The following is a 23,308-nucleotide window of genomic DNA, read 5'->3' on the forward strand; positions in this document are numbered from 1 at the left end:
TAGCAATCTCTTTCCATGGATTCCCTGGCGGGCCGATACCCCACAATGCCGTCGGCCCCGCCATCCTTTTTCGGAGACGCACGCATGGACGACCCGATTTCCCGCGCATTCGACCTCGGCGACACGGACACCGCCCGGGCGTGGCGCTCCTGGCAGCCGGCCGCGGCGGGCGCGAAGGGCAAGGCCCCCGCCTTCTCGCTGGCGGACTTCGACCCCTCGGCCAAGCCGTTCTCGCGCGGCGACAAGGCGCAGGACAAGGCGGCCGTGGAAAGCCTCGCCGCCGAACTCGACCGGCTGCAGGACGTGTTCTACGCCGACCGGCGCTTCAAGCTGCTGGTGATCCTCCAGGGCATGGACGCCTCGGGCAAGGACGGCACGGTGCGCGGCGTGTTCGGCCGCATGAGCCCCCTGGGCGTGCGGGTGACCGGCTGGAGGGCGCCCACCCCCGCAGAGCGCGCGCACGATTTCCTCTGGCGCATCCATGCCCAGGTGCCCGGGGCGGGCGAGACCGTCGTGTTCAACCGCAGCCACTACGAAGACGTGCTGGTGCCCGTGGTGAACGGCGAGATCACCGCCGCGCAGCACCGCCAGCGCCTCGCGCACATCAACGATTTCGAGCGCATGCTGGCCGAGACCGGCACCGTGGTCCTGAAATTCATGCTGCGCATCGGCCGCGAGGAGCAGCGCCGGCGCCTGCAGGAGCGCCTGGACGACCCGGCCAAGCACTGGAAGTTCGAGGCCGGCGACCTCACGGTGCGCCGCCAGTGGAAAGACTACGAGCGCGCCTACGAGGCGCTGCTGCCCGCCACGCACACCCCCTGGGCACCATGGACCATCGTGCCCGCCGACTCCAAGACGCACCGCAACCTCATGATCGCGACCGTGCTGCGCGATGTGCTCCAGCGGCTGGACCTGCACTACCCGCCCGGCGACCCGTCGCTGCCGGACCTGCGCGTGGCGTAGCATTTCCTTAGTTTATGCAACGAATGCATAACACCGTGCCACACCGGCCTTGGACAGCCCCGGGCGGGCAGGCATAAGCTTTGCAGCTGCACAGATTCTTCAACCAGGACATCACCCCTATGTCGAACCACGCCGCATCCAACGCCGCGCCCCTGCAGTCGCACCCCCTGCCCTCCTACCTCCAGGCCGACGACCTCGGCCCCTGGGGCAACTACCTGCAGCAGGTGGACCGCGTCACCCCTTACCTGGGCAACCTGGCGCGCTGGGTGGAAACGCTCAAGCGCCCCAAGCGCGTCCTGATCGTGGACGTGCCGATCGAGCTGGACAACGGCACCATCGCCCACTACGAGGGCTACCGCGTGCAGCACAACCTGAGCCGCGGCCCCGGCAAGGGCGGCGTGCGCTTCCACCAGGACGTCACGCTCTCCGAAGTGATGGCCCTGTCGGCGTGGATGTCGGTCAAGAACGCGGCCGTGAACGTGCCCTACGGCGGTGCCAAGGGCGGCATCCGCGTCGATCCCAAGAAGCTCTCGCGCGGCGAACTGGAACGCCTGACGCGCCGCTACACCAGCGAGATCGGCCTGCTCATCGGCCCCTCCAAGGACATTCCCGCCCCTGACGTGAACACCAACGGCCAGGTCATGGCCTGGATGATGGACACGTACTCCATGAACACCGGCGCCACCGCCACCGGCGTGGTCACCGGCAAGCCGGTCGATCTAGGTGGATCGCTCGGCCGCGTCGAGGCCACCGGCCGCGGCGTGTATACCGTGGGCGTGGAAGCCGCCAAGCTGACGGGCCTGCCGCTGGAAGGCGCGCGCATCGCGGTGCAGGGCTTCGGCAACGTGGGCGGCATCGCTGGCAAGCTGTTCGCCGAGGCTGGCTCCAAGGTCGTGGCCGTGCAGGACCACACCGGCACCATCTTCCGCCAGGGCGGCCTGGACGTGCCCGCACTGCTGGAGCACGTCAAGGCCACGGGCGGCGTGGGCGGCTTTGCCGGTGCCGAAGCGATGGCCAAGGAAGACTTCTGGGGCGTGGACTGCGAGATACTCATCCCCGCCGCACTGGAAGGCCAGATCACCAAGCACAACGCCGGCCAGATCAAGGCCAAGCTCGTGATCGAAGGCGCCAACGGCCCCACGACCACCGAAGCCGACGACATCCTGCACGACAAGGGCGTGCTGGTGCTGCCCGACGTGATCGCCAACGCCGGCGGCGTGACGGTGAGCTACTTCGAATGGGTGCAGGATTTCTCCAGCTTCTTCTGGAGCGAGGACGAGATCAATGCCCGCCTCGTGCGCATCATGCAGGAGGCCTTCGCCGGCATCTGGCACGTGGCCCAGGAACACAAGGTGAGCCTGCGCACCGCCACCTTCATCGTGGCCTGCCAGCGCATCCTGCACGCCCGCGAAATGCGCGGCCTGTACCCCTGAAGCGGCGCGCCGGCCCCCCGGGCCGGTGCCGATCCCGCCGAATTCCGCCACCGGTGCCTGCAAGGGCCCGGTGGTTTTTTCTTGGTGGCTGCGCATCAGCCATGGCACAGAATCCCCGGTTTGCCGGAGCATTTACCCATGGCCTCGCCCTACGTTCCCCTCGCCATCGCCATCGTGGCCGAGGTCATCGCCACCACTGCGATGAAATCCGCCCAGGGATTCACCCGGCCGCTGCCCAGCCTGATCGTGGTGGTGGGCTATGCGATCGCGTTCTGGTGCCTTTCGCTGACGCTGAAGACCCTGCCCACCGGCATCGCCTACGCCATCTGGTCGGGCGCCGGCATCGTGCTCATCTCGCTGGTGGGGTGGGTGGTCCACAAGCAATCGCTCGACCTGGCCGCCATCGCGGGCATGGGGCTCATCATCGCCGGCGTGATGGTCATCAACGTCTTCTCAAAAAGCGCCGCCCACTGAGCGCCGGTTCGTCGCACCGGCCGACCGGCGGCAGGCCATCAGGCAGGCAGGGCGTGCGGCTCAGGTGCCCGAGGAGCGCTGCGGCGGCATGACGCGCAGCGCCATGCAGAACGGCTGCGCGCACGGCGCACGGTCCGCATACGGGCATCCGGGCGTGTCGCACAGCGGGGCACCGCCCCGGCGTGCCGCGGCCTCGGCCTCTTCGTCCTCCCGCCGGTAGCCGCTGGCCTGCAGCGCCGCCATCTGCAGCCAGGGGTCGGGGCGCAGGGACGGCAGCATCCATTCGCGCGCGTAGAGGCCCTGAGCGGGCGGGGGCTGGAACTCCAGCGACAGGAGCGCGCTGGTGCGGGTGGCGCCACCGGCCTCGTCCCGCCCCTGCAGCACCAGCGCGAACACGCCGGACTCCAATCGCGCGAGCCGGCCCGGGAACGGCACCGTGAGCGCACCGGCCGCCGCGCCACCGGCACCGGCAGGCGCGGAAGCGGCGGGCGGGCCCGCCTCGGCCAGCCCGGCGGCGGCCCCGCGCGGCATCGCCGCCGCCGGCGCCTGGAACGTGAACGAGAAGCCCCGCTCGCCATCCTCCGCCTGCACGCTGCCCTGCCCGACACGCCACGTCTGCAGGGGGCCGGGGCCGCCCTGCGCGAGGGGGTCGGCCCGCAGCGCCCGGGCCAGGTCCGCCGTCCAGGGCTGGGCGGCCACCACCCCGAGGCCCGCGGTGCCGCCCGCCAGTTGGTGCACGAGCATGCCCAGCAACGCGCGCGTGGGTCCGGCGACGCCGCCCGCCGGCCAGGCGGTGCCCGCGCCGGCCATCGCGGCCGCCGCAGGGGCGGGCACCGGAGCCGCCATGCCCGCGGAACCGGCAGGGGCACGCCCGCCCATGGAGGGCCCACCGCCTCCCGGCCCCGCCACCGCGGGTGCGCCGGCGGCCTGCGGCCTGCCGGTCCCGCCCCCTGCGGCATCGGCACGCGCACGGGCCTCGGGCGACACGCTGACGCGCTCGCCGGATGGCGGGGACGGAGACGATGGGGTGGGCAGCGGGGGCTGGCCGGGCACGGGGGCCTGGGCCGGTGCGGACGCACCGGCAGGGCTGCCCGGGTCCGGGCCGCCGATCAGCATGTTCTGCCGCTGCAGCGCGGCCTCGGCCATCAGGCGCGCCAGGGGGCCCTGCGGCTGGCGTGGCGGATCGATGGACGACGGCATGGGCGCGGCACTCCGGAAGACGGCCTCCCGGGGCAGGCGGCCTGTACCGGATTCTGCGGTGTCGCGGCGCCCGGCGCCATGGGAACGGACCAGGGCGCTCGAGGCGGCCGCGCCGCCGCGCCGCACTCGCCCGTCAGGGTGCGGCGGCTTCCTCGGCCGCCACCTGGGCAAGGTGGGCCCGCAGGGTCTGCAGGGCCGATTCCGGCACCGGCGGCGCCGCTTCATCGGACGCCTTGTAGACGATGCCCGTTCCGTCGCCCCGGGCCGTCGCCACGCGGCGCACGACGAGGACCTGCTGGGCGCCGGTGCCGGCGGTCTGCGAATAGCCCTCGCCGTCGTTGACGCTGTAGGCCATGAGGTAGGAACGCTGCAGCGTGCCGCCGCTGCTGACCCGCACGCACACCACGTTGCCTGACAGCGTGCCGGAGGTCTGGTGCTCGCAACCGAAGAGCCCGTCGCTGCTCACCATGAGGCCGTTGCCGTTGGCCGTGCCCGCCACCGGGGTGGTGAGCTGCACGACATCGGCCCGCATGCCCTCGTTGCCGAAGGAAGTGAAGGTCCAGTAGCCCGCCAGGCTGGCCGGCACGCGCGGGTAGCCGAAGCTGAAGCGGGAGATCGGCTTCTCGGGTTCGTTGGGGAAGGTGATGAAGCCCGTCGTGCCGCTCGTGAAGCGCACGGTGACGTTTCCGGGGCTCTGTGCTTCGGTGCCGGACTGCGCCCCGCTGCCGAAGAAGCGACCGCCCGTATAGCGGTTCAGGCGCGCGGTGACCTTGTTGTCGGCCACCGGTCCCACCGCCAGATAGAACGTGGGCTGACCGCTGCTTTCGTAAGCGTACATCTGCAGGGCGAGCGTGCCGTTCTGCACGTCGACCGAGAGACCCCGGCCCGGTTTTCCATCCACTTCCGACGATACGACCCACGTACCGGCCTGGGGCTCATAGGCGTGTGCGCCTGCGGCGCATGCCAGCAGCGTTGCTGCGGTCCATTGCTTGAAAGCCAAAGCGCTCTCCTCCCGGGTGTTTGAAGGTTTATACCCAACGGAGCGGAAAACGTGAAATTTTGTAAGCGATTGACCCCCGGCTGCACTGGGATCCGGGTTCCGAGTCAGTGCCGCGTAAGCAAGCTGTTCTAGCCCGCCCGGCAGCATGCGCACCAGCACGCCATCGCGCCGCACCCGGTGGTGGAACAGTCGCGGCCGCCACATGCAACAGCACCACGGCCCAGGCCACGTACTTGCCGATGAAATGGTGGACCGCATCGACGGGGGCCTCGAACGCCTCCCAGCCCACGCCCCAGGTGCGGCTGATCCAAGCGAACAGCGGTGTTTCATTGAAGCCGGTGACCGAGAACAGCCCATACGCGCCGTATCCAAGTAAATGCACGCGCGGTTCAGACCGCCCACCACGCCGGCAGCAGCCGGCGCACCTGGGCCTGCGCGAAGCGGTCGTCGATGAGGTGCACCACGCCTTCGTCCTCGGGCGTGCGGATCACGCGGCCCGCGGCCTGCACGACCTTCTGCAGCCCGGGGTACAGGTACGTGTAGTCGTAGCCCGAGCCGAACAACCGGTCCATCCGCTCGCGGATCTGCTCGTTCACCGGGTTGACCTGCGGCAGCCCGAGTGTGGACAGGAATGCGCCGATCAGCCGCCGCCCCGGCAGGTCGATCCCTTCGGCGAACGCGCCTCCCAGCACGGCGAAGCCGATGCCCTGCCCGTCCTCGGTGAAACGGCCCAGGAATTCGCGCTGCCCGGCCTCCTGCATGCGGCGGGACTGGCACCAGTGCGGCAGGCCGGCATGGCGCTGTGCGAACACTTCGGCCACGCGCTGCAGGTAGTCGTAGCTGCTGAAAAAGGCGAGGTAGTTGCCGGGCCGCTCGGCGAACTGCCGGGCCATCAGGTCGGCGATCGGTACCGCCGAGGCCGCGCGGTGCGCATAGCGCGTGGAGATGTGGCGCGCGACATGCACCTGCAGCTGGGCCGCCTGGAACGGCGACGCGACATCGACGCGCGCATGGCCGTCCGGCAGGCCCAGCAGATCGGCGTAGTACGGCATGGGCTGCAGCGTGGCGGAGAACAGCGCGCTGGCCTGGGCGGCCTGCAGGCGCGGCCCCAGGAAGGGTGCCGGCACCAGGTTGCGCACGCAGAGCACCGAGCTGCCTGCGGCCCCTTGCGGGGAGCGCTCCAGGTCCACCATGGAATGCGCGTCCAGCAGCTCGGCCATGCGCTGCAGCTGCAGCGCCTCCAGGTAGAAGGCCTGCAGCGCGGCATCCATCTGCTCGGGGTGGTCGGCGAAGTGCTCACCGAGCGCCACCGTGCATTGCTGCAAGGCCCCGGCCATCGCGGCGGGAAACCCCTCCAGCACGGTGTAGTCGGCGCTGTGCTCCCGGTCCAGGGCGAGCCAGCCGCGTCGCACACGGTCCAGCGCCCGCTTCAGGCGCGGCACGGCCGCCGCGGTGGCCGACCGGCGCGCCTGGAGCAGCGTGTCGGGCAGCAGCTCGGCCGAGTACATGCGCCGCCCGCGCTCGACGAGGTTGTGGGCCTCGTCCACCAGCAGCGCCACGCGCCATTGGCCGGCCTGCGCGAGGCCGTGCAGCAGCCCGCCCGCGTCGAAGTAGTAGTGGTAGTCGCCCACCACCACGTCGGCCCAGCGCGCGAGTTCCTGGCCCAGGTAGTAGGGGCAGACGCCGTGGCGCAGCGCGGCCTCGCGCACGGCGGCCTGGTCCAACGCCACGGGGCCGGCCGTTCCGGCCGGCGGGCGCAGCGCATCGGCGCGCGCGCCGGGCAGGCGGTCGTAGAAGCCGCGCGCGAGCGGGCAGGCATCGCCATGGCAGGCGCTGCCCGGGTGCTCGCAGGATTTCTCGCGCGCCACCAGTTCCAGCACGCGCAGGGGCGGTGGGCCGCCTGCGCCCGGCAGCGGCGCGGCGATGCGGGCCATGGCATCGAGCGCCACCTGCCGCCCCGAGGTCTTGGCCGTGAGGAAGAACACCTTGTCGATGCGCGCGCCGGGCGCCGCCTTGAGCAAGGGGAACAGCGTGCCCACCGTCTTGCCGATGCCCGTGGGCGCCTGCGCGAGCAGGCAGCGGCCGCCCGTGGCCGCGCGGTACACGGCCTCCGCCAGGGGCCGCTGCCCGGTGCGGAACCCCTCGCCGAACGGGAATGCCAGCGTGCGCAGGGCGGCATCCCGGGCGGTGCGGTGGGCCACCTCGGCCGCGGCCCAGTCCACGAAGCGGCGGCACAGCGCCTCGAAATGCGCGCGCAGCGCATCGGCCGTGCAATGCTCGGACAACACGGTTTCGCGCTGCGTGCCGATGTCGAGGTAGACGAGCGCCACGGTGACGGCCGCCAGCCCGCGGGATTCGCACAGCAGCCAGCCGTACACCTTGGCCTGCGCCCAGTGCAGCGCACGGTGCGAGGCGGGTTGCCGGTCCAGGCGGCCCTTGTAGGTCTTGACTTCGTCGAGGCGGGCCTGCCCGGCATCGAAGCCGTCGGCACGGCCGCGCACGCGCAGCATCCCGCAGGCGCCCACCAGGGGCACCTCGGCCTCGTAGCCCGGGCTGGCCGCGCTGCGGCGCGCCGCCACGGCGGCATGGCCCTCCATGCCCTCGCGCGCCGTGGGCGCGGGGGTGAAGCGCAGATCGAGGTCGCCCTGCTTGGCGGTGAACTCGCACAACTCCCGCACCGCGACGGTGTAGGTGTGCGGCGGCGCCCCGCCCGGGGCTGCGCCGGCCTGTTCCGGTGCGGGAACCGCAGCCATGGCCCCGGCCTTCCGTCAGGGCTGCGCCGCGGGCTGCGGGCTGCCATCGGACTGCTGCAGCCCGGCACCCGCGGGCTCGCCGGCGCAGGGCGGCATCCCTTCGTCGCCAGCGCCCTCGCCCAACAGCGCCTGCGCAGGTTCGCCATCGGCGTGCAGGGGCGTGGCCTTGCACAGGGCCATCCAGACGGCGAAGGGCAGCGGGCAGCGCGCGTGGCGGGCCGGGCGCAGCAGCTCGAAGCGGCCCGATTCCACCGGGCCGTGCAGCACCCACACGCCGAAGGCCTCGGGAATCTCCTCGGGCTCCGCGACCCCGGCGGGAAAGACGTAATAGCACTCCTCGCAGAGCCACTGGTAGGCCTCGCGCTTGGCCGCGTGCCGCAGGTCGGAGAGCAGGTCGGCGCGGCTCGCCTTGACCTCGTGCACCATCGGCTGCAGGTAGGACGGCACGCTCGTGTTGCGGATCGAAAACAGGTCGGGCCGCGCCATGCGCCAGACGCGCGCCACGGCCGGCGGGGGCGCCTCGCCGTCCTCCCCGGCCGCCCACAGGCCGGTGGGCGGCGGTACCGCGAGGGCCTGCACGCCGGGGGCCGGCGGCGCATCGACGGCCGCGCGCAGGGAGAGTTCGCGCCAGACGATGCGGCCGGCCGCCAGCAGTTGCCCGGCGAAGCGCATCGCGAGCCGGTCGTGCAGGCTCAGCGCCCGCGCGCCGCGCTGGCGCGCCTCGGCCAGGCAGGCGATGCCGGCGTCCGTGAGCCGCAGCACCTCGTGGCCGCCCGGCTCCTCCGCCAGCCGCACCATGCCGGCGGCAAGCAGATCGATCTCGACAGGGTCGCGGCAGGGCCAGCCCGCGGAGCGCCAGATCTGCAGCAGGCGCGTGCGGTGGGTGCGGTGCAGGGTGATATCCGGCATGGTGCGAAGGCCAAAGGACTGATTGTAAATACAGTGCTTTGCCCGCCCGCACCCCCGGGGTTTGTGCCCCGAGGGCTGCAAGGGCAGTTGCCCTACGGCGGCGGCCGCCTGCGGCCGCTAGGGTTCGACGATGCTCGCAGCCTTCCGCACCCGATCCCGATCCGCCTCCGTCCGCCCCCTCTGGCAGGCCGCCCGCGCCTGGACCGCCTCGGCGCTGGTGCTCTCCGCCGGAAGCCCCGCGCAGGCCCAGCCCGACACCGCGCCGGCCACGCCGGGCCCCATCGCGCCGTGGGTGCGCCCGCTGGAGCGCGCGCTGGCCCAGGCCGAGGCGTCCAGCGGCGTGCGTATCGGCGTGCACGTGCGCGACCTGGAGACCGGCGCCTCGGCCTCGCTGCACGCCACGGAGCCCTGGTACCTGGCGTCCTCGGTGAAGGTGCCGGTGGCGATCGCGGTGCTGCGCGGGGTCGAGCGCGGCGACTTCACGCTGGATACGCCGCTCACGCTGCGCGCGGCCGACTACGTGGACGGCGCCGGCGCCACGAACAGCCGGCCGGTGGGGGCGCCCCTCACGGTGCGCTACCTGCTGGAGCAGATGATCGTCTACAGCGACAACACGGCCAGCGACATGCTGATCGGGCTCGTGGGCATCGGCACGGTGAACGCGGTGGTGCAGTCGCTGGTGCCGGCGGGCATCGGGCGCATCACCACGCTCGCCGACGTGCGCCGGCATGTATACGGCGTGCTCACGCCCCAGGCCGACCATCTCTCGGGCCCCGACTTCCTCGCGCTGCGCCAGCAGCAGCGGCTGCACGGCGATGCGGCGGCGCGCGCCGCGCTCGCCAACCTGCTGCAGCTGCCCGAGCGCTCGCTCGCTCCCGCGAGCCTCGCCTCGGCCTACGAGACCTACTACGCCGGCGGCCTCAACAGCGGCCGGCTCGACGCCTATGCCGACCTGCTGGAGGCCCTGGTGGCCGGCCGCGCGCTCGATGCGCGGCACACCGCCTACCTGCTCTCGGTGATGGAGCGCGTGAAGACCGGCACACAGCGCATCAAGGCCGGACTACCGGCCGGAGCGCGATTCGCCCACAAGACCGGCACGCAGCGGGCGCGAACATGCGACTCGGGCCTCATCACCGTGCCGCACCCGGCCAGGGAGCGGCGGGTGCTGGTGGTGGCCTGCACGCGCGGCGAACCTTCCACGGCCCGGTCCGATCGCGCGCTCCGGCAGGTGGGCATCGCCCTGTGCCAGTCGGGCCTGCTGTCCGACGGGAGATCGCATGAAACTCGCTGCCCCACCCTGCCCTCCCGGCCCACCGGCCCCGGTTTCCCGGCCGATGCGCCAGCGGCTCGCCCGCCCGCTGCTGGCGGTGGCGCTACCCCTGCTGACGGCGCTGTGGACGACGACGCCTGACCGCGCGATCGCCGCGCCCGCCTGGGCCGAGGCCATGGGCCGGGAGGTGGAGCGCCTCGACCGCGAGACCCCCGGCCAGTTCGGCCTCTACGTGAAGCGGCTCGACAACGGCGAGACCTTCGCCTACCAGGCGGACCGGCGCTGGTACCTGGCCTCCTCCGCCAAGCTGCCGCTGGCCATTTCGGTGCTCCAGGAAGTGCAGCAGGGCCGCCTGCGCCTGGACCAGGAACTGCGCGTGGAAGACCGCGACAAAGTGGACGGCTCGGGTGCGCTGGTCTGGCAGCCCGCAGGCACGCAGCACAGCGTGGAAACGCTGCTGCGCCGCATGCTGATGGACAGCGACAACACCGCCGCCAACCTGCTGATCCGCACGATCGGCGCGGACACCTTCAACACCCGCGCGCAGGCGCTGATGGGCGCGCGCAACGTGGGCACGCTCACCAACTTCACGCAGGTGCGCCAGGAGGTCTATGCGGAGCTGGACCCGCGGGCGCGCGAACTCGCCCCCATGGACCTGGTGCGCGTGGCCGCGGCGCCCATGGGCCCGCAGCGCGTGCAGGCCGTGGCGCGCGCCCTGGAGGTGAAGAAGGCCGACCTGAAGGTGGGCACCATGGACGAGGCCTACACGCGCTACTACACGCGCGGCCTGAACAGCGCCACGCTGGCGGGCTACGGCGGCATGCTGGAGCAGCTCGTGCGCGGCCGGCTGCTGACGCCCGAGAACACGCAGATGCTCTACAAGGACCTGAAGTTCGACACCTACGACGCCTACCGGCTCGAAGCGGGCCTGCCGCGCACCGTGCGCTTCATCCACAAGACCGGCACGCAGTGGCACCGCGCCTGCCACATGGGCGTGATCGACCCGCAGGACGGCGGCGCCCGCGCGATCGTGGTGGCGACCTGCGCCGAAGGCCTGGACGAGATGCGGCAGGCCGGACGGCTGTTCGAGCAGTTGGGGCGCACGATCACGCGCACCCTGCTGAAGGACCGGTCGCCCTCCGCCGCCAGCGCCGCGCAGGCCAGCGGCTGACCGCCGCCGCCCCCCCGGCCGTCCCCCTGGCGCGGGGCGTGTCATGCCACGGCGGAGCCCTGGCGGCACACCCGCAGCACGTCGTCGCCGTAGGCCTCCAGCTTCTTGGCGCCCATGCCGCTGATGCCCTGCAGGTCGGCCAGCGACGCGGGCTGGCGCTCCGCGATCGCGGCCAGCGTGGCGTCGTGGAAGATCACGTAGGCCGGCAGGTTGTGCTCGCGCGCCACCTCGGCGCGCCAGGCCTTGAGGTTGATGAAGCGCGCCTGCGCGTCCGGCCCCAGGTTGGCGGCGGCCGCCGGCGGCGCGGTGCTGCGGCGCGTGCGCCGGGCCGGCGCGCTGGCCGTGGATTCGCGCAGCTGCACGGGCACCTGGCCCTTGAGCACGGGGCGCGAGCCTTCGGTGAGCGCCAGCGTATCGAAGCTGTGGCCGCTCTCCAGCATCACCTTGTGCAGCCCCACCGCACCCGTGGCCAGCAGCTGGCGCAGCACGCCGCGCAGCTGGGCCTCGGAATAATCTTTCCCGAGCCCGAAAGTGGAGAGCTTGTCGTGGCCGAACTGCTTCACCTTCTCGGTGTCCTTGCCGCGCACGATGTCCATGATGTGCCCGGTGCCGAAGGTGAGCCCGCTCGCCTCGTGCACGCGGTAGATGGTGGACAGCAGCTTGCGCGCCGCGTCCGTGCCGTCCCACACCGCGGGCGGGTTGATGCAGTTGTCGCAGTTGCCGCAGGGCTCGGACGGCTCGCCGAAATAGCCCAGCAGCCGCACGCGCCGGCAGTCGGTGGCCTCGGCCAGGCCGAGCAGCGCGTCGAGCTTGCCGCGCATGACCTGCTTGAATTCCTCGCCCGCGGGGCTCTCGTCGATCATGCGGCGCTGGTTCACCACGTCCTGCAGGCCGTAGGCCATCCAGGCATCGGCGGGCAGGCCGTCGCGGCCGGCGCGGCCGGTCTCCTGGTAGTAGCCCTCGATGTTCTTGGGCATGTCCACGTGGGCGACGAAGCGCACGTCGGGCTTGTCGATGCCCATGCCGAAGGCGATGGTGGCCACCATCACGATGCCCTCCTCGCGCAGGAAGCGGTCCTGGTTCTCCTGGCGCACTTCGGGCGGCAGCCCGGCGTGGTAGGGCAGCGACTTCAGGCCCGCATCCACCAGCGCGGCGGACATCTCCTCCACGCGCTTGCGCGACTGGCAATAGACCACGCCCGCGTCTTCGGGATGCTCGCGCTCGATGAAGCGCAGCAGCTGCGCCAGCGGCTCCTTCTTCTCCTCGATGCGGTAGCGGATGTTGGGCCGGTCGAAGCTGCTGACGAAATGCTGCGCGCTTTCGAGCTGCAGCCGCTCCACGATGTCGGCGCGCGTGAGTTCGTCGGCCGTGGCCGTGAGCGCGATGCGCGGCACGCCCGGGTAGCGCTCGTGCAGCACGGTGAGCGCGCGGTACTCGGGGCGGAAGTCGTGGCCCCACTGGCTCACGCAGTGCGCCTCGTCGATGGCGAACATCGAGAGCTGGCCGCGCTGGTGCAGGCCGTCGAGCAGCTCCAGGAAGCGCGGCGTGGTCAGCCGCTCGGGGGCGGCATAGAGCATGGTGATGTCGCCGCGCGCCACGCGCCGCTCCAGGTCCTGCGTCTGCTGCCAGTCGAGCGTGGAATTGAGGTAGGCGGCGTCCACGCCGGCCTCGTGCAGGGCGCCCACCTGGTCGTGCATGAGCGCGATGAGGGGCGACACCACGATGGCCACGCCCTTGCCGGCGTCGCGCCGCACGATGGCCGGCACCTGGTAGCACAGCGACTTGCCGCCGCCCGTGGGCATGAGCACGAGCGCGTCGCCACCGGCGATCACGTGCCGGACGATGGCCTCCTGCGGGCCGCGGAAATGCTCATAGCCGAAAACGTCTTGCAGGACGAAATGCGCGGGGGACAAAACGGTTTTACTCTCTTTTTGATAGCAAATAATTCAATGGATCCGGCGGCATGAAGCTGATTTGATGCCTGAATGGCGGGACAGGTGGCGTCCGGCCCCCGTGCCGGCGTGGCGGGCCGCGTATTGTGCTCCGCGGCCCGCCACGCCGGCATCGGCCCCTCCCATCGCAGCCGCCGCAGATCGCTCCGACGGCGCTTTTCTACAATGGCGCCCATGACCCCGCCCCGCTACACCCGCGCCCAGCAGCTCCCCGACATCCTCGCCCGGCGCATCGCCATCCTCGACGGAGCGATGGGCACCATGATCCAGCGCTTCAAGCTCGGCGAGGCGCAATACCGCGGCGAAGGCTATTCGGGCCCCGATGGCGCGGGCGACCGCTTCAAGGACTTTCCCCGCGACGTGAAGGGCAACAACGAGCTGCTCTCGCTCACGCGGCCGGACGTGATCCGCGACATCCACGAGCGCTACCTGGCCGCGGGCGCCGACCTGATCGAGACCAACACCTTCGGCGCGACCACCATCGCGCAGGAGGACTACAGGATGGCCGAGCTGGCGCGCGAGATGAACCTCCAGTCGGCCCGCCTGGCGCGCGCCGCGTGCGACAAGTTCTCCACGCCGGACAAGCCCCGCTTCGTGGCCGGCGCCCTGGGTCCCACGCCCAAGACGGCCAGCATCAGCCCCGACGTGAACGACCCGGGCGCCCGCAACGTCGATTTCGAGCAGCTGCGCGCGGCCTACTACGAGCAGACCGAGGCACTGGTCGAAGGCGGCTCCGACGTGCTGCTGGTCGAGACCATCTTCGACACGCTCAACGCCAAGGCCGCGCTTTTCGCCATCGACGAATTCTTCGAGAAGAGCGGCGAGCGGCTGCCGCTCATCATCAGCGGCACGGTGACCGATGCCTCGGGCCGCATCCTCTCGGGCCAGACGGTGACGGCCTTCTGGCACAGCGTGCGCCACGCGCGTCCGCTGGCCATCGGCCTGAACTGCGCCCTGGGCGCAACGCTGATGCGCCCCTACATCCAGGAGCTGAACCGCGTGGCGGAAGACACCTTCATCAGCTGCTACCCCAACGCCGGCCTGCCCAACCCGATGAGCGACACCGGCTTCGACGAGACGCCCGAGGTCACGAGCCGGCTGGTGCACGAATTCGCCGCCGAGGGCCTGGTGAACATCGTGGGCGGCTGCTGCGGCACCACGCCGGACCACATCGCAGCCATCGGCCGCGCCGTGGCGCCCGTGCCCACGCGCAAGCTCTTCTACCCCGAAGCGGCCTGAGCGGGTCCCCCGGGGCCCGGCGCCGCGGCAGCCACGCCGCCGCCTCCGCCCGGGCGCACGGATGGGCGGCTCTCCTACCGCCGGCTCATCCGTGGCGGCGTAGCATGCGCCGTCTTCACCACGCCGGACCTGCCGTGCGCTCTCTGCGTCTTCAACTGCTTCTCTTCTGGGCGCTGCTGCTCGGGGCCTGCGCCCTGGTGGCGGTGGTCATCGTGGTGCTCTACCAGGCAGGGTCCGGCGCGCAGGTGGCCGCCGGCCGCGCGCGGGCGTCCCAGTCGTGCGAGGAGATCGCATCGCGCTATGCCCAGTCCGTGCCCACGGTGGCGGCCGACGCGCCGCGCACCGACCTGCTGCGCGTGCTGCTGCACGTGGTGCTGCTGGAGGCACCGCACGTGGAGGGCGGCGTGTGGAGCGCCGCCGAAGGCATGGTCGCCTATGCCTACCCCACCTACGAAGGCAGCGGGGTCAAGAACGACGTGCCCTCGGCAGAAGAGCCGCTGATCGTGGAAATGGCGCGCCAGGCCGCCGCCGCCCGGCACCCGCTCGTGAACATGGTGCGCGGCAGCCGCGAGGTGTTGATCGTCGCGGCCTGCCCGCTCGCCGCGCACCCGGACACGGCCGTGTGGACCATGACGCGCGCCCACTCCGGCGCCATCGCCGCGCAGGACAGCCTGCGCGCGGGCATCGCGCTGCTGACGCTGCTGGTGGTGGTGTCCGGCGCATGGCTGGGCTGGATGCTGCTGCGCGGCCGCAGCCAGGTGCAGCGCCTGGAGCATGCGCTGGCCGAGGCCGGGGGCGACACGGTCCCCGTGCTGGAGCGCACCGGCATCCGCGAGCTGGACCGCATCGTCGACGGCTTCAACGCGTTCGGCCAGCGGCTGGACGAAACCCGCACCCGCCTGAAGGAAGCGCAGGCCCAGCACCACCGCGACATGCGCCTCACCGCCCTGGGCCGCATGACGGCTTCGGTGGCGCATGAGATCCGCAACCCCATCGCCGCCATGCGGCTGAAGGCCGACAACGCGCTGGCCGCGCCGCCTGCGCGGCATGCCGATGCCTTGGCCGCCATCGGCACGCAGATCGACCGGCTCGAAGGGCTGGTGCAAAGCCTGCTGTCGCTGGTGCAGCCCCTGACCCTGGACCCGCGCCCGGTGGCCCTGGCGCCCTGGCTGCAGGAGCGGCTGGAGGCCGCGCGGCCCGCGGCAGATGCGCGCGGCGTTCGGCTGTCGCTGCGCGACGGTGCGCCGGAGGGCGCCATCTTCGACCCCGTGCACACGGCCCGCGCCATCGACAGCCTGCTCGACAACGCGGTGCGGCACGCGCCCGAGGGCGGCGAGGCCGTGCTGTCGGCGCAACGCGATGCCGGTCACGGGCTTTTCACACTGGCGGTAGAAGACGACGGCCCCGGGGTGCCCGAGGCCCTGCGCGCGCAACTCTTCGAGCCCTTCGCCACCGGCCGCACCGACGGCAACGGCCTGGGCCTGGCGCTGGCGCGCGAGGTGGCGCTGGCGCATGGCGGCGAACTGCACTACGCACCCCGCGACGGCGGCGGCGCGCGTTTCATCCTGGAGCTGCCATGGCGCGCATCCTAGTCGTGGACGACGACGCGGACTTCCGCGAATCGCTGGTGGAGACCCTGCAGGGGCTGGGCCACGAGGTGCATGAGGCCCCCGGCGGCGCCGAGGCGCTGCGGCAGGCCGGACGCCACCGCTACGGCGCCATCTTCCTGGACCACCGCATGCCCGGCATGGACGGCCTGGAAACGCTCGCGGCGCTGGCGGCCCGCATGGCGCGGCTGCCGCCCGTGGTAGTGCTCACGGCCTATGCCAGCGGCTCCGGCACCATCGAGGCGATGCGCCTGGGCGCGTTCGACCACCTGACCAAGCCGGTCTCCCGCGCGGGCGTCATCGAGGTGCTGGAGCGGGCCCTGCGCGCCGACGCCGAGGCAGCAGGGGACGCGCAGGACACGCAGGACGGAGGCGCGCCCGCCGCGCAGGCGGCGCAGCCCGCGGACGACGAAGGCGAACTCATCGGCATCAGCGAAGCCATGCGCGAGGTGCACAAGCGCATCGGCCTGGCCGCGGCGAGCGAGGCGCCGGTGCTGATCGAGGGCGAGACCGGCACCGGCAAGGAACTGGTGGCGCGCGCGCTGCACCGGCATTCGGAGCGCGCCGCCGGGCCGTTCGTGGCCATCAACTGCGCGGCCATCCCCAAGGAATTGCTGGAGAGCGAGCTGTTCGGCCACGTGAAGGGCGCCTTCACGGGTGCGGGGGCCGACCGGCCCGGCTGCTTCCGCGCTGCCGACGGCGGCGTGCTGCTGCTCGACGAGATCGGCGACATGGCACCGGACGTGCAGGCCAAGCTGCTGCGCGCGCTGCAGGAGGGCGAAATCACGCCGCTGGGAAGCCACCGGCCGGTGAAGGTGAACGTGCGCACCGTGGCCGCCACGCACCGCGACCTGGCCGCGGCGGTGCGCGAGGGTCGCTTCCGCGAAGACCTGCGCTACCGGCTCGACGTGCTGCACATCTCCCTGCCCCCGCTGCGCGAACGCCTGGCGGACATCGTGCCGCTGGCCGAGCACTTCCTGCGCCGCGCGGCGGCGCCGCAGCCCGCCAAGCGGCTCTCGGCCGGTGCGGCACGCGAGCTGTTGGCCCACCCCTGGCCCGGCAACGTGCGCGAACTGCGCAACGCCATGGAGCGCTGCCATGCCCTGCTGCGCGGCCCCGTGGTGGGCCCGGCCGACCTGGACCTGGGCCGGGCGGCGCACGCCGATGCCGCGCACCCCGCCGCAGGCGCCGCTCGGCTGCCGCAGGACTGGATCGACGGGCCGCTGCCGCAGGCCATCGAGCGGCTGGAGCGCCTGATGCTGGCGCATGCGCTGCAACAGGCGCAAGGCAACCGGTCACTGGCGGCACGGCGCCTGGGCATCCACCGCCAATTGCTCTACAGCAAGCTCGCCCAGTACGGTATCGGCTGAGGCGGGCGCCGGTGTCCGGACTCCGGACAACGTGTCGCCGGGGCATCCACCGGCGGTGGCACGGGTGCGACGCAAGTGGTTGATTCATAAGGAATTGCAGGTTGGCACGGCTCTTGAGACAAGGTTTGCACCATCCACTCTGAACGAAGGAGCCTTGAGATGACTTTCCGCCCTTTGACCCGTACCGGACTGATCGCCGCCCTGCTCGCCTGCGGCGCGGCACAGGCCCAACCCCTGCCTCCGGCCGCGCCCGGCCAACCGCCCGCACCCATCGGCCAGCCCCCGGCCGTGGAATCCGCCACGCACGGCGGCACGCTGCAGCGCTGGCTGCTCAACCCCAACGGCGAAGCCGACGGCCTGCTGATGCAGGACGGCACGCAGGTGGCCTTCCCGCCCCACCTCTCCCAGACGCTGACCGGCTGGCTACGCGTGGGCGACGCGCTGGAAGTGACCGGCTGGAACCACTCCGGCGTGCCCGTGCTGCGCGCCAGCACCGTCCGCTCGCAGGGCCGCACCGTGGAAGACACGCCGCCCGCGCCGGGCCAGATGCCGCCGCCCCCGTCCCGCGAGGCGCTGGCCGAGCTGCAGACCGACGGCCGCGTGGCGCGCGTGCTGCTCAACAGCCGTGGCGACGCGCACGGCCTGCTGCTGGACAACGGCGTGATCGTGCGCTTCCCGCCGCACGTGGCCGCGTCCGTGGGCAACCTGCTGCAGACCGGCGCCACCGTGTCCGCCCGCGGCTGGGGCACCCGCAATGCGCTGGGCACGGCACTGGAAGCCACGCAGCTGGGCGCCACGCCCGACACGCTGCAGGACGTGCTGCGCGGCCCCGCCGGCGGCCCGCCCCGCCTGCCCTGATACCCCGCAGCGCCTTCCATCACCCTTGCAAACCAGGAGTCTCCCCATGAGCCAACCCCAGGAAAAATTGATCGATGTGTGGTCCCTCTCGGGCCGCTTCCAGCACCTGCTCCACAGCCCGCGCGGCGAAGTGGAAGGCGCGATGGTCGACGTGGACGGCGTGCCCGCGCAGTTCGTCTTCGGCAAGCACGACGAGCATGCGGCCCGCGCCTTCGGGGCGTTGCGCCCCGGGCAGGATGTCGTCGTCGAAGGCACGGTGGCGGCGCCTGCGCCCCACGGCGAAGCCGCGCACGAGGTCTATGCCTTCGAGCGCCTCGTATCGGTCGATGGCGCGGCGCCCACGCTGGAAGACGCGCCGCGGCGCGCCGAGGGCCGCGTTGCACGCATCCACTACGCCCGCCATGGCGAACCCAACGGTGTGGTGCTGGACAGCGGCGACTTCATCCACACCCGCCCCGAAGGCTTCGCGCAACTGGGCCTGCAGCCCGGAGATGCCGTGAAGGCCGAAGGCCCCGGGCGGCCCCTGCACGGCGCGCCGGGCCAGGTGATCGAGGCCCGCACCGTCAACGGCCAAGCGCTGCCCGGCAAGCCACCGCGCGGGTGATGCCATGACCGCCGCCGCGCACCCCGCCCCCACGGCCGCCGCAGTCCACCTGCCGGGCCGGCCACCCTCCCGGGAGTCAGGCACGGGCTCGGGCACGGGCCCGGCCGCCGCCGGCGCCTCGCTCACGGCCCTGGCGTGGATGGCGTTCTTCATGGCGGACGTGCGCGACGGCCTGGGCCCGTTCCTCGCCACCTACCTGCAGACCCAGCGCATCGACCAGAACATGATCGGGCTGGTGCTGTCGGCCGGTGGCCTGGCGGCCATGGCCGCCACCCCGCTGGCCGGCGCCTGGGCCGACCGCGCCCACGCCAAGCGCGCGCTGATCGCGGTCGCCGCGCTGGCGGTGCTGGGCGCGAGCGCCATCGCCTTCCAGACCCGGTCGCCGGGCCTGCTGGTGTTGTCGCAGGTGCTCACGGGCGTGGCCGGTGCGGTGCTCGCGGCCGCGCTGGCTGCGCTCACGCTGGGCCTGGCGCGCAGCGACGGCCTGCGCCACCAGACCGGGCGCAACGAGGCTTTCAGCCACGCGGGCAACATCGTCTCGGCGCTCGGCGCGGCGGCGCTGGCGCACTGGCTGGGCGCGCCGTGGATGCTGGCGGTGATGTCCGCCATGGCCGTGGGCGCGCTCGCCTGCCTGCGGTCGATCCGGCCCGGAGACATCGACCACGTGGCCGCGCGCGGCAGCGCGGCGGCCACGCCGCAGCCGGCGGCCCCCGGCGCCGGCACGGCCGCACCGGAGGGCCTGCGCGCCTTCCTGGGCCACCGTGCGCTGTGGCTCTTCAGCCTGGCCTGCGCGCTCTTCCACCTGGGCAATGCCGCCATGCTGCCGCTGCTGAACCAGCGGCTCGCCGCCACGGCCCCCGACGCCTCGCCGCTGCTGTGGACGGGCATCGCCATCGTGGTCGCGCAGCTCACCATGGTGCCCGTGGCGCTCTGGGTGTCGCGCAGCCGCCGGTGGGACCTGCCGGTGTTCGTCTATGCCGCCATCCTCGCGCTGCCGGTGCGCGGCGTGATCGCCTGGGCCATCCCCGATGCCTGGGCCAACATCCCCGTGCAGATCCTCGACGGCATCGCCGCGGGCGCCCTGGGCGTGGCCACGCCGCTGATGGTGGAACGCTACGTGCGCGGCAGCGGCCGCTACAACACCGCGCTGGGCATGGTGATGACCCTGCAGGGCATCGGCGCCGCGCTGAGCCCGGCCATCGCCAACACCGTGGTCGGCGCGGGCGGGCATTTCGGGCGGGCCTTCGCGGTGCTGGCAGGCTGCGCCGTGCTCGCCTTGCCCGTCTTCATGCTGGCGCAGCGGCAGGCCGGGCGGCACCCCCCACCGCACGCGGCATAGGGACACGGCGGCCCAGGCGGCAGACAGGCCTTCCGGGCACCGGGCGAGAGGCGGCTGCTGTCGAGCCGGCCGATAATGGATGAGCACCGCCATCCATGGCACCAGATTCCGAGGTCCGCATGCTCCCACTGCGCCGATCCCTGTCGCCGCTGCTGCTCGCAGCGCTGCTCACCGCGGGCCCTGCCGGCGCCGCTCCGCCCCTGCCCGTACCCGACACCCAGGTGCTGCACCTCACCATCGACGGCCATGCGGTGGATGTGCCCACCCAGGTCTTCCGCCCCGAGGGGGCCGGCCCCTTCCCGCTGGTGATCTTCTCGCACGGCCGCTCGGCCGACCCCGCGGTGCGTGCCCGCCTGCAGTACCCCGTGCCCCTGGGCCACGCGGCCTACTGGCTGCGCCAGGGCGTGGCCGTGGTCGCGCCCATCCGGCCCGGCTACGGCACCACCGGCGGCGCGGACCGCGAGAACTCCGGCGCCCGCTGGCCGTCCGGTGGCACCGCCTGCACGGGCCTGCCGGACTACGCCACCGTGGCGCAGCATGCGGCGGCGGCCGTCCGGGCCGTGCATGGCTGGGCTCTGCAGCAGCCCTGGGTGCGGCGCGACCGCATCCTGCTCGAAGGCCAGTCCGTGGGCGGCATGGCCACCATCGCCGCGGCGGCGGACCACCTGACCGGCGTGGTGGGCGCCGTCAATTTTTCCGGCGGCGCGGGCGGCAAGCCCGACACCGCCCCCGGCCACAGTTGCCAGCCCCAGGTGCTCACCGGGCTCTACCGCCAATGGGGCACGCAGGTGCGCGTGCCCACCCTGTGGCTGTACGCCGAGAACGATCTCTACTGGGGCCCGGACCTGCCGCGCCAGTGGTTCGGTGCCTTCCGGGAAGGCGGCGACGGCGCGCAATTCGTCGCGGCTCCCGCGCTGGAAGGCACGGACGGGCACAACCTGCTGCGCGTGGGCGGCCGCCACTGGCGGGACCCGCTGCAGGCCTTCACGGCGAAGGTGGGGCTGCTGGCGCCCTGAACGCGCTTTCCGTCACGCGCCTTCGAGCTGCAGGTACACCTTGCCTTGCTCGATGCGCACAGGGTAGGTGCGCAGGCCCTGCGTGAGCGGGGCGCACAGCGCACGGCCGTCGCGCACGTCGAAGCGCCCCTGGTGCAGCGGGCACTCGATCTCGTGGCCCTCCAGAAAGCCGTCGCACAGCCGCGCGTTGCCGTGGGTGCAGAGGTTGTCGGTGGCGAACACCTCGCCCTCCACCGCGTAGAGCGCCACATCGCGTCCGCCAACGCTCACGCCCACCACATCGTCCTGCGGCACGTCGTCCAGCGCGGCGGCCTCGGTCCATCCGGTATCGATGGCGGTCATGGGTGTCTCCTCAGAGGGGGTAGATGATGGAATTCGGGATCATTTCGCTGTCGTAGATGCACTCCTTGCGGGCGAAGCGCAGCCCGCCGGGCGTGCGCACCACCACGTCGAGGTAACGCCCCACGTTGAACACCGTGGAAGGCTCCGACAGCTTGGTGCGGAACACCGCGTAGTTCGCCTCGCATTCCCAGCGCCCATCACCGGCCGCGCGTACGCGCGGCGCGCCGATCACGTGGCGCTGGTAGTACGGGTCGTGGAACAGCGTCTCGCGGATGCCGTACACCCGGTCCTTCAACATGCCCCGGCTGTCGAACGACAGCGTGGCGAGCGGCAGGCCGCGTTCATGGTTCTCGCGCGGCTGCAGCCGGTACACGCAGTCTTCGGTGAAGAAGCCCGGCCAGCGGTCCCATTCGCAGGCATCGAGCGCCGAGGCGTAGTCGGCATAGAGCTGCTGCAGCGCAAGGTAATCGGAGAAGGCGATGGAGGCCGCGCCGGTCGCGGTATGCGCAGGGGTCGTGGTGGTCGTGTCCATGGCGTCAGTCCTCCTTCTCCATCACGCCGCGCCAGTATTCGTACATGCCGCGGATCAGCGTCTCGGTGACCATGTGGTCGGTATCGCCCACGCCGTGGCCGCCCAGTTCCACCAGCGCGCGGTGGAAAGGCTTCTGCCCGAAGCCCTGCTGCGAGAACTCGATCACCTCGCCGTCATCGGCCGAGACGAATCCGGCGGGACCGAACAGGTTGGCCTGCCGCAGGCGGCGCTCGGTCATCTCGTCGGTGTCGTCCTCAAAGCCGAAATGCGTCCACTCGAAGTCGAACGCGTCGTGGCCCACGGGCTGGATGTGGCGCGTGGAGACGCTGTTGACCTGCTGCTGCAGGATCACGCTGGGGAACAGCGTGGTCATCACCGCCGTGGGACCGCCCCACCAGGGCTCGGGCACGATGTCGAGGAAGCGCGGGTCTTCCAGCTGCATACCGGCCTTGAAGCTGGAGACGTTGGACACGTCGGATTGCTTCTTGGCCTCGCCGCGCGTGGACACCATGGCCGCGTGGCGGTGGCGCGCGTCCATCTTCAGTTCGGACTTGTTGTCCGCCCGCCAGAGGCCGAAGGTGACGAACCACGTGTGCAGCAGGCCGGGGTGGTAGGGGTCCTTGATGTTCTCCTGCATCAGCTTCCAGTTGCCCGGAATGCGCTGGCGGTTGTAGCCCAGGATCTTGAGCTTGCGGCCGTTGAACAGGCGGTCGAAATAGCCCAGGATCGCCGGGCCCATGAAGTCTTCCAGCGATTCGATACCGTGGTCGAACGAGGCGAAGACGACGCCGCCGAGCGCGGCCACCTTGAGACGCGTGAGGCCGTGCTCATCCAGCGTGAAGTCCGCCGGCATGCCGCCGTGCACCTTGCCGTCCTGCTTCACGCCACGCCGGAAGGGCACGCCCTGCAGCGCACCGTCGAGCTTGTAGTTCCACTGGTGGTAGGGGCAGACGAACTCCTTGCGGTTGCCGTGGCGCTCGCGGCAGAAACGCATGCCGCGGTGCGCGCAGACGTTCTCCACCACGTGCAGTTGCATGTCTTCGCCGCGCACCAGGATCACCGAGCGCTCGCCGATGGCCGTGCGCTTGAAGTCGCCCGGGTTCGGCACCTCCGCCTCCAGGCCCACGTAGCACCAGTGGTTGCGGTAGAAGAAGCGTTCCAGCTCGCGGCGGTAGATCGCCTCGCTGGTGTAGGCGGCGAAGGGCACGCGGTGGGTGCTGGGGCTCTCCCAGACGGGCTGCAATGGAAAAACGGGGTGGGGCGTACTCATGTCGTT

20 protein-coding genes are annotated in these 23,308 nt (G+C 72.0%); 12 read left to right on the plus strand and 8 right to left on the minus strand.

All coding sequences use genetic code 11. The features are described 5' to 3' along the window. The first annotated feature begins 84 nt into the window (after positions 1–84). The 3 genes from BM144_RS09335 (at position 85) to BM144_RS09345 (ending at position 2,870) form a co-directional block, all read left to right on the plus strand. Complete coding sequence (locus BM144_RS09335) at positions 85–963, plus strand: PPK2 family polyphosphate kinase (RefSeq protein ID WP_092951462.1); 879 nt, start codon at positions 85–87, stop codon at positions 961–963. A gap of 119 nt (positions 964–1,082) precedes the next feature. Continuing rightward, entirely contained in the window at positions 1,083–2,396 is a 1,314-nt protein-coding gene (locus BM144_RS09340) for a Glu/Leu/Phe/Val family dehydrogenase (RefSeq protein WP_092951464.1), read from the plus strand. 138 nt (positions 2,397–2,534) lie between these two features. Beyond that, positions 2,535–2,870, plus strand: a complete 336-nt coding sequence (locus BM144_RS09345) for an SMR family transporter (RefSeq protein ID WP_092951466.1) — start codon at positions 2,535–2,537, stop codon at positions 2,868–2,870. A gap of 60 nt (positions 2,871–2,930) precedes the next feature. Here BM144_RS09345 and BM144_RS09350 read toward each other — a convergent pair whose 3' ends face one another. The 4 genes from BM144_RS09350 to BM144_RS09370 form a co-directional block, all read right to left on the minus strand. After that, on the minus strand, positions 2,931–4,070 hold the full coding sequence (locus BM144_RS09350; RefSeq protein WP_092951468.1) for a Fe-S oxidoreductase: 1,140 nt from the start codon (positions 4,068–4,070) through the stop codon (positions 2,931–2,933). Positions 4,071–4,203: 133 nt separating this feature from the next. Next, positions 4,204–5,070, minus strand: a complete 867-nt coding sequence (locus BM144_RS09355; RefSeq protein WP_092951836.1) for a hypothetical protein — start codon at positions 5,068–5,070, stop codon at positions 4,204–4,206. Between the two features lie 389 nt (positions 5,071–5,459). Beyond that, positions 5,460–7,823, minus strand: a complete 2,364-nt coding sequence (locus tag BM144_RS09365; protein WP_092951470.1) for an ATP-dependent DNA helicase — start codon at positions 7,821–7,823, stop codon at positions 5,460–5,462. 15 nt (positions 7,824–7,838) lie between these two features. Beyond that, the gene (locus BM144_RS09370; protein WP_092951472.1) at positions 7,839–8,732 is read right to left on the minus strand and encodes a hypothetical protein; all 894 of its coding nucleotides are present in this window, start codon (positions 8,730–8,732) and stop codon (positions 7,839–7,841) included. 130 nt (positions 8,733–8,862) lie between these two features. Here BM144_RS09370 and BM144_RS09375 point away from each other — a divergent pair, with 130 nt between their 5' ends. Together BM144_RS09375 and BM144_RS09380 are read left to right on the plus strand one after the other, a co-directional pair. Continuing rightward, the gene (locus tag BM144_RS09375) at positions 8,863–10,143 is read left to right on the plus strand and encodes a serine hydrolase (protein WP_092951474.1); all 1,281 of its coding nucleotides are present in this window, start codon (positions 8,863–8,865) and stop codon (positions 10,141–10,143) included. After that, positions 10,067–11,173, plus strand: coding sequence for a serine hydrolase (locus BM144_RS09380; RefSeq protein WP_092951476.1), 1,107 nt, complete (start codon positions 10,067–10,069; stop codon positions 11,171–11,173). The genes BM144_RS09375 and BM144_RS09380 overlap by 77 nt, the downstream gene beginning before the upstream one ends. 41 nt (positions 11,174–11,214) lie before the next feature. On the opposite strand, the gene recQ is transcribed toward BM144_RS09380, so the two are convergent. Continuing rightward, positions 11,215–13,086 (minus strand): DNA helicase RecQ, encoded by a 1,872-nt coding sequence (gene recQ, locus BM144_RS09385; protein WP_092951478.1) that lies wholly within the window; start codon positions 13,084–13,086, stop codon positions 11,215–11,217. Positions 13,087–13,299: 213 nt separating this feature from the next. Here recQ and BM144_RS09390 point away from each other — a divergent pair, with 213 nt between their 5' ends. The 7 genes from BM144_RS09390 to BM144_RS09420 all read left to right on the plus strand — a co-directional run bounded on the left by BM144_RS09390 (position 13,300) and on the right by BM144_RS09420 (position 21,158). Further along, on the plus strand, positions 13,300–14,364 hold the full coding sequence (locus BM144_RS09390) for a homocysteine S-methyltransferase family protein (RefSeq protein WP_092951838.1): 1,065 nt from the start codon (positions 13,300–13,302) through the stop codon (positions 14,362–14,364). A gap of 134 nt (positions 14,365–14,498) precedes the next feature. Continuing rightward, positions 14,499–15,956 (plus strand): sensor histidine kinase, encoded by a 1,458-nt coding sequence (locus tag BM144_RS09395; protein ID WP_245783602.1) that lies wholly within the window; start codon positions 14,499–14,501, stop codon positions 15,954–15,956. After that, positions 15,941–17,341 (plus strand): sigma-54-dependent transcriptional regulator, encoded by a 1,401-nt coding sequence (locus BM144_RS09400; RefSeq protein ID WP_092951482.1) that lies wholly within the window; start codon positions 15,941–15,943, stop codon positions 17,339–17,341. The genes BM144_RS09395 and BM144_RS09400 overlap by 16 nt, the downstream gene beginning before the upstream one ends. 159 nt (positions 17,342–17,500) lie before the next feature. Beyond that, a complete protein-coding gene (locus BM144_RS09405; protein ID WP_092951484.1) occupies positions 17,501–18,199 on the plus strand; it encodes a hypothetical protein in 699 nt (232 codons plus the stop codon). A gap of 46 nt (positions 18,200–18,245) precedes the next feature. After that, complete coding sequence (locus BM144_RS09410; protein ID WP_092951486.1) at positions 18,246–18,803, plus strand: hypothetical protein; 558 nt, start codon at positions 18,246–18,248, stop codon at positions 18,801–18,803. 4 nt (positions 18,804–18,807) lie between these two features. Beyond that, the gene (locus BM144_RS09415) at positions 18,808–20,142 is read left to right on the plus strand and encodes an MFS transporter (RefSeq protein ID WP_092951488.1); all 1,335 of its coding nucleotides are present in this window, start codon (positions 18,808–18,810) and stop codon (positions 20,140–20,142) included. A gap of 95 nt (positions 20,143–20,237) precedes the next feature. After that, on the plus strand, positions 20,238–21,158 hold the full coding sequence (locus tag BM144_RS09420; RefSeq protein ID WP_245783603.1) for an alpha/beta hydrolase family protein: 921 nt from the start codon (positions 20,238–20,240) through the stop codon (positions 21,156–21,158). A 12-nt stretch (positions 21,159–21,170) separates the two neighbouring features. On the opposite strand, the gene BM144_RS09425 is transcribed toward BM144_RS09420, so the two are convergent. Genes BM144_RS09425 through BM144_RS09435 form a run of 3 tightly spaced genes read right to left on the minus strand, consistent with a single transcriptional unit; the run spans position 21,171 to position 23,302 of the window. After that, positions 21,171–21,500 carry a non-heme iron oxygenase ferredoxin subunit gene (locus BM144_RS09425; protein WP_092951492.1) on the minus strand — a complete coding sequence of 110 codons (330 nt, stop codon included), beginning with the start codon at positions 21,498–21,500 and terminating at the stop codon, positions 21,171–21,173. A gap of 10 nt (positions 21,501–21,510) precedes the next feature. Further along, positions 21,511–22,032: an aromatic-ring-hydroxylating dioxygenase subunit beta gene (locus BM144_RS09430; RefSeq protein WP_092951494.1), complete on the minus strand. Its 522-nt coding sequence runs from the start codon at positions 22,030–22,032 to the stop codon at positions 21,511–21,513. A 4-nt stretch (positions 22,033–22,036) separates the two neighbouring features. Continuing rightward, the gene (locus tag BM144_RS09435) at positions 22,037–23,302 is read right to left on the minus strand and encodes an aromatic ring-hydroxylating dioxygenase subunit alpha (protein ID WP_092951496.1); all 1,266 of its coding nucleotides are present in this window, start codon (positions 23,300–23,302) and stop codon (positions 22,037–22,039) included. Between the last annotated feature and the right edge of the window lie 6 nt (positions 23,303–23,308).

Source organism: Paracidovorax konjaci (assembly GCF_900112675.1).
In the GTDB taxonomy this organism is placed as follows: domain Bacteria; phylum Pseudomonadota; class Gammaproteobacteria; order Burkholderiales; family Burkholderiaceae_C; genus Paracidovorax; species Paracidovorax konjaci.

Bases quoted from the DNA above. Each gene is read 5' to 3' on its own strand.
- BM144_RS09335 (WP_092951462.1), top strand. From the start codon at position 85: ATGGACGACCCGATTTCCCGCGCATTCGACCTCGGCGACACGGACACC.
- BM144_RS09340 (WP_092951464.1), top strand. From the start codon at position 1,083: ATGTCGAACCACGCCGCATCCAACGCCGCGCCCCTGCAGTCGCACCCC.
- BM144_RS09345 (WP_092951466.1), top strand. From the start codon at position 2,535: ATGGCCTCGCCCTACGTTCCCCTCGCCATCGCCATCGTGGCCGAGGTC.
- BM144_RS09350 (WP_092951468.1), bottom strand. From the start codon at position 4,070: ATGCCGTCGTCCATCGATCCGCCACGCCAGCCGCAGGGCCCCCTGGCG.
- BM144_RS09365 (WP_092951470.1), bottom strand. From the start codon at position 7,823: ATGGCTGCGGTTCCCGCACCGGAACAGGCCGGCGCAGCCCCGGGCGGG.
- BM144_RS09370 (WP_092951472.1), bottom strand. From the start codon at position 8,732: ATGCCGGATATCACCCTGCACCGCACCCACCGCACGCGCCTGCTGCAG.
- BM144_RS09375 (WP_092951474.1), top strand. From the start codon at position 8,863: ATGCTCGCAGCCTTCCGCACCCGATCCCGATCCGCCTCCGTCCGCCCC.
- BM144_RS09380 (WP_092951476.1), top strand. From the start codon at position 10,067: ATGCGCCAGCGGCTCGCCCGCCCGCTGCTGGCGGTGGCGCTACCCCTG.
- BM144_RS09390 (WP_092951838.1), top strand. From the start codon at position 13,300: ATGACCCCGCCCCGCTACACCCGCGCCCAGCAGCTCCCCGACATCCTC.
- BM144_RS09400 (WP_092951482.1), top strand. From the start codon at position 15,941: ATGGCGCGCATCCTAGTCGTGGACGACGACGCGGACTTCCGCGAATCG.
- BM144_RS09405 (WP_092951484.1), top strand. From the start codon at position 17,501: ATGACTTTCCGCCCTTTGACCCGTACCGGACTGATCGCCGCCCTGCTC.
- BM144_RS09410 (WP_092951486.1), top strand. From the start codon at position 18,246: ATGAGCCAACCCCAGGAAAAATTGATCGATGTGTGGTCCCTCTCGGGC.
- BM144_RS09415 (WP_092951488.1), top strand. From the start codon at position 18,808: ATGACCGCCGCCGCGCACCCCGCCCCCACGGCCGCCGCAGTCCACCTG.
- BM144_RS09420 (WP_245783603.1), top strand. From the start codon at position 20,238: ATGGCACCAGATTCCGAGGTCCGCATGCTCCCACTGCGCCGATCCCTG.
- BM144_RS09425 (WP_092951492.1), bottom strand. From the start codon at position 21,500: ATGACCGCCATCGATACCGGATGGACCGAGGCCGCCGCGCTGGACGAC.
- BM144_RS09430 (WP_092951494.1), bottom strand. From the start codon at position 22,032: ATGGACACGACCACCACGACCCCTGCGCATACCGCGACCGGCGCGGCC.
- BM144_RS09435 (WP_092951496.1), bottom strand. From the start codon at position 23,302: ATGAGTACGCCCCACCCCGTTTTTCCATTGCAGCCCGTCTGGGAGAGC.